Annotated in this window: 11 protein-coding genes; 4 read left to right on the plus strand and 7 right to left on the minus strand. The window is 69.6% G+C overall.

Features of this window, described 5'->3' with window-relative positions; translation table 11 throughout:
- Positions 1–155: 155 nt before the first annotated feature.
- Complete coding sequence (locus tag AB0958_RS37540) at positions 156–986, minus strand: methyltransferase domain-containing protein (protein WP_366894967.1); 831 nt, start codon at positions 984–986, stop codon at positions 156–158.
- Between the two features lie 157 nt (positions 987–1,143).
- A complete protein-coding gene (locus tag AB0958_RS37545; RefSeq protein WP_366894969.1) occupies positions 1,144–2,055 on the minus strand; it encodes a methyltransferase domain-containing protein in 912 nt (303 codons plus the stop codon).
- A 389-nt stretch (positions 2,056–2,444) separates the two neighbouring features.
- Between AB0958_RS37545 and ispH the strand changes: the two genes are divergently transcribed.
- From ispH to ispG, 3 genes are all read left to right on the plus strand, one after another.
- Complete coding sequence (gene ispH, locus AB0958_RS37550; RefSeq protein ID WP_366894970.1) at positions 2,445–3,395, plus strand: 4-hydroxy-3-methylbut-2-enyl diphosphate reductase; 951 nt, start codon at positions 2,445–2,447, stop codon at positions 3,393–3,395.
- 194 nt (positions 3,396–3,589) lie between these two features.
- On the plus strand, positions 3,590–5,407 hold the full coding sequence (locus AB0958_RS37555; protein WP_366894971.1) for a 1-deoxy-D-xylulose-5-phosphate synthase: 1,818 nt from the start codon (positions 3,590–3,592) through the stop codon (positions 5,405–5,407).
- A complete protein-coding gene (ispG, locus tag AB0958_RS37560; RefSeq protein WP_366894973.1) occupies positions 5,404–6,546 on the plus strand; it encodes a flavodoxin-dependent (E)-4-hydroxy-3-methylbut-2-enyl-diphosphate synthase in 1,143 nt (380 codons plus the stop codon). Before AB0958_RS37555 ends, ispG begins: the two co-directional genes overlap by 4 nt.
- A 3-nt stretch (positions 6,547–6,549) precedes the next feature.
- On the opposite strand, the gene AB0958_RS37565 is transcribed toward ispG, so the two are convergent.
- The 4 genes from AB0958_RS37565 to AB0958_RS37580 all read right to left on the minus strand — a co-directional run bounded on the left by AB0958_RS37565 (position 6,550) and on the right by AB0958_RS37580 (position 9,725).
- Positions 6,550–6,834: a LuxR C-terminal-related transcriptional regulator gene (locus AB0958_RS37565; RefSeq protein WP_366894974.1), complete on the minus strand. Its 285-nt coding sequence runs from the start codon at positions 6,832–6,834 to the stop codon at positions 6,550–6,552.
- Positions 6,835–7,044: 210 nt separating this feature from the next.
- Entirely contained in the window at positions 7,045–7,803 is a 759-nt protein-coding gene (locus tag AB0958_RS37570) for a helix-turn-helix domain-containing protein (RefSeq protein ID WP_366894975.1), read from the minus strand.
- 336 nt (positions 7,804–8,139) lie between these two features.
- Positions 8,140–8,841, minus strand: a complete 702-nt coding sequence (locus AB0958_RS37575) for a FadR/GntR family transcriptional regulator (RefSeq protein ID WP_366894976.1) — start codon at positions 8,839–8,841, stop codon at positions 8,140–8,142.
- 287 nt (positions 8,842–9,128) lie between these two features.
- A complete protein-coding gene (locus AB0958_RS37580) occupies positions 9,129–9,725 on the minus strand; it encodes a DinB family protein (protein WP_366894977.1) in 597 nt (198 codons plus the stop codon).
- A gap of 85 nt (positions 9,726–9,810) precedes the next feature.
- On the opposite strand from AB0958_RS37580, the gene AB0958_RS37585 reads away from it, so the two are divergent.
- Positions 9,811–10,659: an alpha/beta hydrolase-fold protein gene (locus tag AB0958_RS37585; RefSeq protein ID WP_366894978.1), complete on the plus strand. Its 849-nt coding sequence runs from the start codon at positions 9,811–9,813 to the stop codon at positions 10,657–10,659.
- A 275-nt stretch (positions 10,660–10,934) separates the two neighbouring features.
- Here the strand turns inward: AB0958_RS37585 and AB0958_RS37590 are convergent, their stop codons facing one another.
- Positions 10,935–12,359: a cytochrome P450 gene (locus tag AB0958_RS37590; protein WP_366894979.1), complete on the minus strand. Its 1,425-nt coding sequence runs from the start codon at positions 12,357–12,359 to the stop codon at positions 10,935–10,937.
- Positions 12,360–12,452 lie beyond the last annotated feature (93 nt).

Below are 12,452 nucleotides of genomic sequence, written 5' to 3' on the forward strand. Positions count from 1 at the left end.
TTTACATAGGTGTGATTTTCAGATATTTGGTTTTGTGCGCCCGGGGGGCTGCCCCGCTCTCGTCCCGGGGGGCGGCCGGGGTCGGCGGCCGGCCGCCTCACAGGAACGCGACGGTGCCCTTCGGCGTCAGGAAGATCCGAGGGCGGCACCTTCGGTCAGGCGCGGACCGCGGTCAGGAAGAGGTAGCCGCTCTCCGGGATGGACCCGAACCTGCGCACGAAGTCGATGAGCGAGTCGGCCTGTTCCGCACCGACCAGATCGGACAGCTTGTCGCGGACCGTCTCGAAGGCGTCGGCCATGAGACCGAGGGTACGGATGACGTTGTCGGTGATGTCACGGATCTCCACGTCGACGAAACCGTTGTCGGCCAGAGCCACCCGGTACTCGTCCACCGTGCCCAGGGAGCGGACCGCGTAGTTCTCGCAGATGTGGTCCAGGACCACGCGCCCCTCGGGGCTGATCGGGTCGCGCTGGATGACATCGGCGACGGCGAGGCGCCCGCCGGGACGCAGGACGCGAGCGGCCTCGGAGAGCACCTGGCCACGGTCGGGCATGTGCCACATCGACTCGAACGCCCAGGCCGCGTCGAACGAGCCGTCGGGGAAGGGCAGGTCCATCGCGTCGGCGAACTGGAACGTGGCCCGGTCGGCGAGCCCGGCCTCGGCCGTGAGTTCCGTGGCCTCCGCGACCTGGATGTGGCTGACGGTGATGCCCACCACGTCCACGTCACAGGCGCGGACCAGCCGCCGCGCGGGATGGCCGACGCCGCAGCCGATGTCCAGGACCCGCTGGCCGGGCTGCGCGGCGAGACCCGAGATCATCAGGTCGGTCAGGCGGTCGGTGGCCACCTCGACGGAGCTGTCGTCGGCGTCGTTCTCCCAGTAGCCGTAGTGGATGTTGCGGCCCCACGCGGAGCCGTAGATCCGGCCGAACCCGTCGTACACGGTGCGGACGTCGCTGGGAGCGGGAGACTGCTTGAGCGTCATGAGGAACTCCGTATCGTGGTGAAGATCGCGGAAGCCGGCACCGGTCCGGCCGTACCTCTGTCGAAAGGCGGGCGGAAACCCGCCGCGCTCGGCTGGGCAACGCCAGCCGAGCGCCTGTGATCCACCGACCGGCCGTGCAGGCCGTCAGGGGGTCTGCTCACTTCAGCTCGAAGCGCAGGAAGCCCAGCCGCAGGCCGCCCGCTCGCCATTCGGCACCAAGTGCCTGGTTCGCCATCAGGGATATCCTCAGCTGCCGGCGCTCGACTGCCGAAAGGCTGCCGTCCGTGTCCAGCACCGCCTTCGTCCAGGCGGTGCTCTCGTCCCAGAACGGCGCGGTTTCCGAGGTGGCGTCGACGTCGTCGACCAATTCGAAACCCGCGGCCTGCGCGGCTTCCGCGTAGTCGCGCACCGTCGCCGGTTTCGTGTAGAAGTACTCGGCCCACACATCGGCCCCGTGCGGGCGGGTGATGAACACTTCCTCGACGCACACGCTTCCGCCCGGACGAAGCACGCGCGCCAGCCGCTCGAACCAGCGGGGACGGTCGAAGTAGCCGCTGCTCTCGATCGCCACCGCCGCGTCGTAGGGGCCGTCGTCCGCAGGGAGGTGCATCGCGTCGCAGACCAGTGCCCGGACCCGCCCCTCCACCCCGCACTCGCGCGCGAAACCCTCGACGAGCGGCGCGTGTTCCGGCGCGTTGGTGACCGCGGTGACGTCGGCACCGTATTCCTGCGCCCAGAAGAGCGAACCCCCGCCGAGACCGCAGCCGACGTCCAGGATCCGCCCCGACAGCCGGTGTTCGGCACCCCAGATCTTGGCCGCGTAGCGCAGCAGACCCTCTTGGTGCAGCCGGATGCTGCGACGAATGGCATCCGGCGTCGCGTCGTGAACGTCAAGCGGCGTCCGGGAGGAAGGGTAGTGACCTACATGATAGTGAATCCGGGGTCCAGGCCCGTATTTACGCACAAGCCTGGCCGTTTTGTCGTCGTAGTACTGGCCGACTATTTTCACCTCGTCCTGAGGCTCCGGCGCCGTTCGAGGCGAGGTGGAAAGTTCATCCAGATTTGACACGGTCACTCCTCCAGAGCCCGGATGCCGACGACGTTGGCGATCGGCCTGCTGTGGTGGTCGCCCTGCGCTCGCCGTGATTTCGGCGAATACGCGGTTCGAAAGGAAGGGCCGCCCTCACGATTCCTGATATCGAGTCGTCTGGAAATCAAGTGGCAGCCATCGGACTCCATCCTGGAGGGCGGCCGTGGTCGTGTCAACGACGCGACGCAAGCGTCTTCGACTTTAGGAAAAACCCCAAAGAAAATGGTGCGAGGTCTGGATTAGACTGCTCTGCGGAGTGGTGGCCGCCGGCCGGCACCCAGAGCGAATTCGAGTCCGGCGATTAAGCCGGCACCCAACGGCAGAGAAGCCTTCCCGAGCTCGGACGTCACGGACGGAACGGAGTCGGAATGAGTGGCGGTAAGCAGGTGCTGCTGGCCGAGCCGCGGAGTCTGTGCGCCGGGGTGCGCCGGGCGATGGCCATCATCGACCTCGCGCTGGAACAGCACGGCGCGCCGGTCTACGTCCGCAAGGAGATCGTGCACAACCACTACGTGGTGCGGGAGTTCCAGCGCCGGGGTGTCCGGTTCGTCGACTCCGAGCTGGAGGTGCCGGAGGGCGCGGTGTGCGTCTTCTCGGCCCACGGTGTCTCCCCGCAGGTGCGGCAGAACGCGGACGCACGTGGCCTGGACGTGCTCGACGCGACCTGCCCCCTGGTGGCCAAGGTGCACCAGGAGGCCCGCCGGTTCGCCCGCGACGGGCGGACGCTGCTGCTGATCGGGCACGCGGACCACGAAGAGGTCGAGGGCACCTATGGGCACGCTCCCGAACAGACGGTCGTCGTCGAGACGGTCGCCGACGCCGAGGCACTGGACCTTCCCCCGGACGCACCGGTCGCCTACCTCACCCAGACCACGCTCTCGGTGGACGAGACGAAGGACATCATCGCCGTGCTCCGGGGCAGGTTCACCGACCTGCGCGGACCCGCCACCGACGACATCTGTTACGCCAGCCAGAACCGCCAGGACGGCATCAGGGCCATCGTGGACCGGTGCGAGCTGGTGCTGGTGGTCGGTTCGACCAACTCCAGCAACTCGATCCGGATGGTCGAGGTGGCCCGCAGGCTCGGCGGCAGGGCCGAACTGGTGCCGGACGTGACCCGCTTCGACCCCGCGTGGCTGGACGGCGTGAGCACGGTCGGCGTGAGCGCCGGGGCGAGCGCGCCGGAGATCCTCGTCGACGAACTGCTCGACCGGCTCGCCGAACTGGGTTACGAGGACAGGGCCGTGGAACGGGTGGCGACCGAGGACATCGTGTTCTCCCCGCCCGCGCGGCTGACCGGAGCGGCGGACGCGCCGTGACCGATCGCGACCGGGCGGCCCCTGTCCGTGGCGCCGGAGAGGACCCCGCCGGCAGGAACGCGTCGGCGGTGAGTCGCGTCCGCCGTCGCCGCGACCCGGTCGGCCGGACCGGTGTCACGCCGGGCGGTCGGCCCGAACCTACGGAGACAGCGGCCGAGGCCGCCTACCGAACCCGGTGAGGAGACCTGTTCGACATGGCGCTGCTGGAAACCGTGCGCGACCCGGCGCGGCTGCGTGAGCTCACCGCCGGGGAGCTGCGTGACCTCGCCGGGGAGATCCGCGCGTTCCTGATCGAGCGGGTCACCGCGACCGGGGGACATCTGGGACCCAACCTCGGTGTGGTCGAGCTGACCATCGCGTTGCACATGGTGTTCGAGTCCCCACGGGACCGGTTGGTGTGGGACACCGGGCACCAGTCCTACGTCCACAAGATCCTGACGGGTCGGCAGGCCGGATTCGACCGGCTGCGCAAGTCGGGCGGCGTCTCCGGCTACCCGAGCCGGGAGGAGTCCGAGCACGACCTGGTGGAGAACTCGCACGCGTCCACCGCGCTGTCCTACGCGGACGGGCTGGCCAGGGCGGATGCCCACCTCGGCCGACGTGACCGGGCGACCGTCGCGATCATCGGCGACGGGGCGATGACCGGCGGCATGGCCTGGGAGGCGCTCAACAACATCGCGGGCGGCCCGAAGAGGCCGCTCGTCATCGTGCTCAACGACAACCAACGCTCCTACGCTCCGACCGTCGGCGGACTCGCCGCGCACCTGGCCGACCTGCGTGCCGGGCGCGGGCCGGGCGTGTTCGAGCACCTCGGGCTCGGCTACCTCGGCCCCGTCGACGGTCACGACCTCTTCGCGGTCCAGGACTGCCTGCGCCGCGCGATCGCACGGGGCGGCCCGGTGGTGGTGCATGTGATCACCGCCAAGGGCAGGGGTTACCGGCACACCGAGGCCAACGACCTCGACCTCGGCCACGCCGTGAAACCGATGGACCCGGGCACCGGGCGGGCGTTGCAGGCGTCACCCCCCTCGTTCACGTCGGTGTTCGGCGAGAAGCTGGCCGAACTGGCCGAGCAGCGCGACGACCTCGTGGCGATCACGGCCGCCATGGCCGAGCCGGCCGGGCTCCTGCCGATGCAGCGCAGGTTTCCGCACCGGGTGGTCGACGTCGGCATCGCCGAACAGCACGCGGTGACGATGGCCGCCGGCCTGTCCATGGGCGGCGTGCGCCCGGTGGTGGCGATCTACTCCACGTTCGTCAACCGCGCGTTCGACCAGCTGCTCATGGACGTCGCGCTGCACCGCCGGCCGGTGACGTTCGTCCTCGACCGGTCCGGGGTGACCGGCGACGACGGTCCGAGCCACAACGGCATGTGGGACCTGTCGGTGCTGCACGTGGTGCCGGGGCTGCGGATCGCGGCGCCGCGGGACGGCACCAGGCTGGCCGAACTGCTGGCCGAGGCGGTGGCGTGGGACGAGGGCCCGACCCTGCTGCGGTTCCCCAAGGGTCCCGCCGGTGCGGATCTTCCTGCCGTCGCCACGTTCAACGGGATTGACGTGCTGCGTCGTTCCGGCTCGCTGGACGTGCTGATCGTCGCGGTGGGCGCGTTGGCCGGACTCGCACTGACCGTCGCCGACGGGGCCCGGGCCCGGGGCATCGGGGTGACGGTGGTGGACCCGCGATGGGTCACCCCGGTCAACCCCGCGCTCGCCGACCTGGCCCGCCGCCACCGGCTCGCGGTCACGGTCGAGGACAACAGCCGCGCGGGGGGCGTCGGTTCCGCGATCGCGCAGGCGCTGCGGGACGCCGACGTGCGCACCCCGTTGCGCGAGTTCGGCCTCCCGAGGCGATTCCTGGGCCACGGCTCAAGGGCCGAGGTGCTCGCCGCCTGCGGGCTGACCGCGCAGCACGTCACCCGGGTCGTGGTGGAACTGCTGGCCGGCCTCGACGCGGCGCCGGGCGGCATCGACGACTCCGGCACCTGGCCGGTTCACTCAGGGGAGGAACATTGACGACCGTCGATCTGGGAATGCCCTCGCCTCGCAAGGACGAGGTACCGCTCTCGGTGGCCACGCGACGGTCCTCCCGCCAGATCATGGTGGGCACGGTGCCCGTCGGCGGCGCCGCGCCGGTGTCGGTGCAGTCGATGACCACCACGTCCACCGCCGACGTCGACGCCACGTTGCAGCAGATCGCCGAGCTCACCGCGGCGGGCTGCGAGATCGTGCGGGTCGCCGTGCCGTCCGCGGACGACGCGGCGGCGCTGCCGGCGATCGCCCGCAAGTCGGGCATCCCGGTGATCGCCGACATCCACTTCCAGCCGAAGTACGTGTTCGCCGCGATCGACGCCGGCTGCGCCGCGGTACGGGTCAACCCCGGCAACATCCGGCAGTTCGACGACCAGGTCGGCGCGATCGCCCGTGCGGCCGAGGACGCGGGCATCCCGATCCGGATCGGCGTGAACGCCGGGTCGCTGGACAAGCGGTTGCTGCACAAGCACGGCGGCGTCACGCCGGAGGCGCTGGTCGAGTCGGCGTTGTGGGAGTGTTCGCTGTTCGAGGAGCACGGCTACACCGATCTGAAGATCTCGGTGAAGCACCACGACCCGGTGGTGATGATCGAGGCGTACCGCAAGCTCGCCGGCCGGTGCGACTACCCGCTGCACCTCGGCGTCACCGAGGCGGGCCCCCGGTTCCAGGGCACCGTCAAGTCCGCGGTCGCGTTCGGCGCGCTGCTCGCGGAGGGCATCGGCGACACCATCCGTGTGTCGCTCTCCGCACCACCGGTGGAGGAGGTCAAGGTCGGCACGCAGATCCTCGAGGCGCTCGGGCTGCGGCCGAGGGGGCTGGACATCGTGTCGTGTCCGTCCTGCGGCCGGGCCCAGGTCGATGTGCACACCCTCGCCGAGCGGGTCACCGCGGCGCTCGAGGGGTTTCCGGTGCCGTTGCGGGTGGCGGTGATGGGCTGTGTCGTCAACGGGCCCGGCGAGGCACGCGAGGCCGACATCGGCGTCGCCGCCGGCAACGGCAAGGGCCAGATCTTCGTCAAGGGCGAGGTGATCCGCACGGTCCCGGAGTCGAAGATCGTGGAGACCCTCCTGGCCGAAGCCGCGCGCATCGCCGAGGAGATGGGCGTGGAGGTCGAGGCCTGAGCGTCAATCCGCGGTCTCACAGGAAATGCGCGGGGGCCACGAGTCGGTTCGCAGGATCTGGAGGACGAACGCCCTCGACACCAGCGCGACACGATTCGGCGCCTCCAGCTTCTCGGACATGACACGGACGTGGTAATCGATGGTCTTCGAGCTGAGGTGCAACTCTCTCGAGAGTCGCCCGCTGGAGAAGCCGGCCGCGACACCTTCCAGGACGCTGGCCTGAACCGAGCTCAGAATCCAGCCACCGACTGGCCTGAATGCGTCGAAGCCGTTCTGGTCGTTATGCATGGCAGCCACCCCATTCCGTACAGCCAGGCGCGAAGTACTGGGACGAGATCCTAGGGAGACCCCTCACTCCTTGTCACTGCCGGGCCATTGCATCCTGCCAGTTTCCGTCCGCCTCGGAATTCTCTCCAAATTTTGCGGAACATGAGGACGGTTTGCATTGGCGCATTCCTGGGAATGACCTCGGCCCGCCTCCCCGGGGAGGCGTCCTGGTCAGTTCTGGAGGACTTCGGCGATCATCGCGGCCGTCAGTGTCTGTGCGCCCCTGCCACTGGTCGGGTCGCAGCCGGTGACGTCTTCGATCCGCCTCAGGCGGTAGTCCAGCGTGCTGCGGTGGATGAACAGGCTTCGCGCTGTCTTGTTCTTGCTGTAGTCCGAGTCGACGAAGGCGGTCAGCGTCTCCCACAGAACCTTGTGCGCCCGAAGCGGTCTGATCATCGCGGCCAGGTCGGTCCGCACCTTCTCGTTCAGCGTGACCGCGTACTCGACCAGCACGTCCGAGATCGTGTAGGCACCGCTCGGGCGCAGTCCCGCCACCACCAGCCTCAAGACCGAGCACGCCTCGTCGAGCCCGTCGACGAGGCGGGCCCTGTCCCGCTCCGCGGTCGCGAGCCAGCCCTTGCCGCCCAGGCACTGGGCCAGCCTCGTCACCGATCGTTCACCGCTGCCCGGACCCGCTGCCGGAACGAGGAGGACGACGTCGCCGTCCCGGTGCGTCAGCAGCGCGTCCTCTCCCGCCACCGCACGCAGCGCGGCCAGTTGCCGGCCGGGCTCCGCAAGCCTCACCACGGCGATCAGGTATCGAGGAGTGAGCCCTCCGGTGAGGTCCGCGGGCAGCGAACGACCGTCGGCGAGGTCGCCTGCCAGACCACGCGAAACAGCCGCGGGGTCCTTGTGCGGCTCGACCAGATCGTCCGGCTCCTTGCTCCGCTCCTGCCCCTCGGCCCGCACCTTCGCCCTGAAGTCAGCCACCGGACCCTCGTCCGGTGTCGAGCGGAGCCCATCGACCGAAAATAACGACCTGCCTGTCATTTCGACCATTTCACACTCATCTTTCTGGCTGGTGCATTTGCGTCACAGGTCCCCCCACCTGACGCGTTTCATGGATGTCGCCGAGGTATTTCCTGGCGTTCATTTCGGCCGGGGTGCACGGAGAGGGTTTGTATCGGGCAGGCTTTCGCAATAACACCGAGGGCGCGTCCGAGCGCGCGGGAAGCCGCTCCGACCGCAAAGATCGTAGCATGACCACTTGAACTATTTAAGATATTACCCGCAAGTCAGTTTGCTATAGGCCTTTTGCGTCCTCGACTACTCCTGCGCCCCACGGGCCTCGAGGTGGTCTCTCAGCCACTGCTCGGTGTTGCTCACGTGCAGCAGTGCGGCGGCCTGGCTGAGCGCGGCGTCGCGGTGGGACAGGGCCGTGAAGATCGCCTCGTGCTCGGCGAGGGTACGGCCCGAGGCCGCGTCGTCGACCAGGCCGCGCCAGATACGGGCGCGCAGGGTGCGGCCCGAGACCCCTTCCAGGAGGGTGAGCAGCGATTCGTTGCCGGTTGCCGCGACGACCGCGCGGTGGAAGGCGGCGTCGTGGGCGTTGAGTTGTTCGACGTCGTCCCGGGCCTCGCGCATGGCGTCCAGGTGCCGCTTCACTTCGGTCAGTTGCTCGTCGGTGATGCGGGTCGCCGCCAGCGCGGTGGCGACCGGTTCGAGGAGCCGCCGTACCTCCATCAGGTCCCGCAGGGCACCCGCGTCGCCCTGCAGGAGTTCCACCGCACCGCCCAGCCCCTCCAGGAGGAGGCTCGGCTGGAGGCTGGTGACGTAGGTGCCGTCGCCGCGTCGTACCTCCAGGACGCGGGCGACGGCCAGTGCCTTGACCGCCTCGCGGGCGAGGTTGCGGGACAGGCCGAGTTGGGCGGCGAGGTCCGGCTCCGGGGGCAGCTTGGAACCTGGGGGGAGCGCGCCGGAGCGGATCAGCTCACGGATCTGCTCGATGGCCTTGTCGGTCAGGGACACCGTGAACTCCTTCCACCGTCGTTCGGGAACCGATCGGCGACGGAGTTGCGCGTTCCGCTCGACCCGTTCCGGGCTCCGCATGCCCGGGTGACGTTGATGATACTGGGACGGCCGACGAGGATGGTGGTCGCGGCGGCGGGCAGGGTCGGGCATGGGTGACCAGGTCGGACGGCGCCCCCCGGTGGTCGTACCGCACGTGGACGACGGGGGTGTGCTCTGGCCGCCGTCGGCACGTGGGTGTACGCCCGCGCACCGACGCCGGAGCCTGCCGGGAGTTGCCGGGTGCGTCAGCCGTCGGCTTCCCGAGCCACGCGCTCCAGTCGGTGCCGGTGGCCCTCCCACCACTCCTGACCCTCTGGCGGCAGGTTCTCCTTGCCTTGCAGATATCCGACAGATCCGTCGATGAGCTCTCGCACGATGTCGGCGTGGCCGGCATGCCGCTGGGTATCGGAGATCACGCGCACCAGGATGTGGTGCAGTGTCACCTCTCGTCGTGCCTCCGGCCACCACGGGACGTGACCTGCCGCGTCGAGCGCCAGCGCCGCGATCGTGCGGTCGGAGTGCTCCCACGCCTGCCGGTACAACCCGACGATCTGCTCCCGCGACTCGTCCGCGGTGGCCCACATGTCGGCGTTGTCTTCGGGCTCTTCGGTGTACCACCAGGGCGGCGGCGCCTCATCGAAGAACGGCCGTCCGAAGGTGTCGCCGAAATACGCCAGTTCCACGCCGGCGACATGCTTGACCAGCCCCAACAGATTCGTGCCCGTGGGCGTCAGGGGTCGGCGGACGTCGTACTCCGAGAGGCCGTCGAGCTTCCACAACAGGGCATCACGCGCCTCTTGCAGGTATCGGAGAAGGTCCGCTTTCGGGTTCGGTTCGGTCATGCCGGGGAGTCTCCCATCCGGCACTGACAGGCGACGTGGAATTTCCTTGCGGTCGACCATGGTGGCCGCCCTATGGTTGCTCCCCGTGACCGTCGAGATGCCCTATCAGCCACTCCCGAGGGACCAGTCGGACGTGCACTATGTCCACGGACCCGATTCCGCGCCGCAGCCGGACGTGCCCGCCGGCGAGACGGTCGCGTTCGAGTGGAGGGACAGCGAGGTCTACCCGGGCACCGTCCGGAAGTTCTGGGTCCACGTGCCCGCACGCTACGACCCGGCGGAACCGGCGTCCTTGATGGTGTTCCAGGACGGATGGTGGTACCTGGACCCCGCGGGGGAGGTACGCGGCGCGATCGTCCTGGACAACCTCGTTCACCGCGGCGACATCCCCGTCACCATCGGCGTGTTCGTCGATCCCGGCGTCTTCCCGGACGCGGAGGACCCCAAGAACCGCAACACCGAGTACGACGCTTTCGACGACCGGTACGTCACCTTCCTCCTCACCGAGATCATCCCGTGCGTTGCGGAGCGCTACAGCATCGCCCCGTCACCCGACAGGTGGGGCGTCTGCGGCGGGAGCAGTGGCGGCAACTGTGCCTTCACCGCCGCGTGGCTGCGTCCGGACACGTTCCGCCGCGTCATCGGATACCTGTCCAGCTTCGCGCAGATGCCGGGCGGCAATCCTTACCCGGACCTCATCTCCCGCGCCCCCCGCTTGCCGTTGCGCGTCTTCATGCAAGCCGGCCACCGCGACCTCCGCTGGAATGAGCCACAGGGGAACTGGCTCGCCGAGAACCTGCGTGTGGCAGCGGCGCTCGCCGAAGCGGGCTATGACTTCCGCCTTGTCCTGGGAGACGGCGGACACAGCCCCAACCATGGTGGCGTCCTGCTGCCTGACGCGCTGCGCTGGCTGTGGCGGCCCGGCGAGGATTGATCGACGCGTCGGCCGCGCGTGCGCTGTCGTGCGGCCAGGCGCGCAGTGCGGCATCGCGTTCCGGGCGGTCGTGAACACCGGGCCGAGCGCACCGCCCGTCAGCACCAGAACACCACCGCGCCCACCCGGGGCACCGCCCATGGAGATACCCCACCCGGCTCACCGGCCGCGCCGCGACGGCATGCGTCCGCCGGGCGCGGCGAGCTCGACGCACCGCTCCCCCCGCGGGTCCAGCGGGACGTCTTCGGCGCCCTGACCCTGGGCCGCCCGGCGCCTCAGTCGTTCGGGGCCGGATGGAATTCCATGGCCAGGGCGTCGGGCTTGACGGTGATGACGGCCTGGGGGCGCGGTGGACGGGAGGTCAGCTGCAACCGGGGCCAGACCTGGAGGACGGTCGCGAGGATGATGTGGAGCTCGGCCCAGGCGAGGTTCTCTCCGATGCACTTGCGGCGGCCGTCGCCGAAGGCGAGAAAGGCGCCTCGGGCGGCTGCGGCGCGGTCCGCCTCCCAGCGGTCCGGGTCGAAAGTGTCCGGGTCGGGGAAGTAGGAGGCGTCGTGCTGGTGCAGATAGGGGCTCCACACGACGTCCGCGCCTTCGGGGATGAGGTGTCCGCCGAGCACGGTGTCGCGGGCGGCAGTCCGCGTCACCATCCAGGACGGTCCGTATTTCCTGATGGTCTCCCGCAGGACCCTGCGAGCGTACGGGAGTCGGTCGAGGTCGTCGTAGCGCAGCGGCCGGTCGCCGCACACCGAGGCCAGTTCCTCCCGAAGACGTCGTTCGACGGCGGGATTCCCGGCGATCTCGTACAGCGCCCAGGCGAGTGTGGTGCCGGTGGTCTCGATCGCGCCTGCCAGAAGGGTGATGGCTTCGTCCTGGAGCTGCCGGCGGCCGAGTCGCCCCTCAGCGCCGAGCAGGGTCTCGAACAGACCCGTCTGTTGTCGGCTCCGCGCCCGAGCCGCGTGCGGGCATCCCTCGGCACCGGACACACCGGCCGCCGCGGCGGATCCGGGTGCGGTGACGTCGGCGTGGTGGTCGATGGCCCGGTCGATCAGGGTGCGCAGGCGGGCGACACGCTCGGCGTGCGCGCGGTTGGCCGGCAGTGGCAGCCGCGTGATCCAGGGCGGCAGGATGACCTGCCGGATCGTCCCCTTCATGATCTCGGGCATGAGGACGGTGAACTCGCCCTCCAGGCCTGCGGGCAGGTCCGCGCCGAACACGGCGACGAGGAACGTGGCGAGCGTGATCTCGTTCATGCCCGCGAACATGTCGCGCGGCTCGGCCGCGGGCCAGGCGCCGACCGTCGTCCGGACCTGGTCGATCATGGCGTTGCCGCGCTCGGCGATGTGCGCCTTGCTGAACATGGGCTGCATCAGACGGCGGTTGCGCAGATGGGTGTCGCCGTCGGTGACGGTTGCGACTCCGTCGCCGAGGAAGACCCGCAGCGCGTCGTAGTACCTGCCGCCCTTGGGGAAGTCGGCGGCGTCGGTCACCAGGACCTGGCGGGTCAGTGCGGGGTCCGTGACCACGTAGGCGGGGGTGGGACCGATGCGTATGCGCACCACCCTGCCGTGTGCGCGCAGCGAGGTGATGAACGGCAGCGGGTCTCGGACGAGCCGGAGCCCGTGCCCGATCAGCGGCAGACCGCCGGGGGCCGTGGGGGTGGGGGTGGGGGTGGGTGAGGTGGTGGGTGCGTTCAGCACGCGTTCGCTCCTCGTGGGGGAGGGATCAAACGCCCGCATACATGCCCATGACACCTACCCTTGATGCACCGCGCCGGTGATCATTGCGCGACG

The organism is Streptomyces sp. NPDC006655 (assembly GCF_040703965.1).
Taxonomy (GTDB): Bacteria; Actinomycetota; Actinomycetes; order Streptomycetales; family Streptomycetaceae; genus Streptomyces.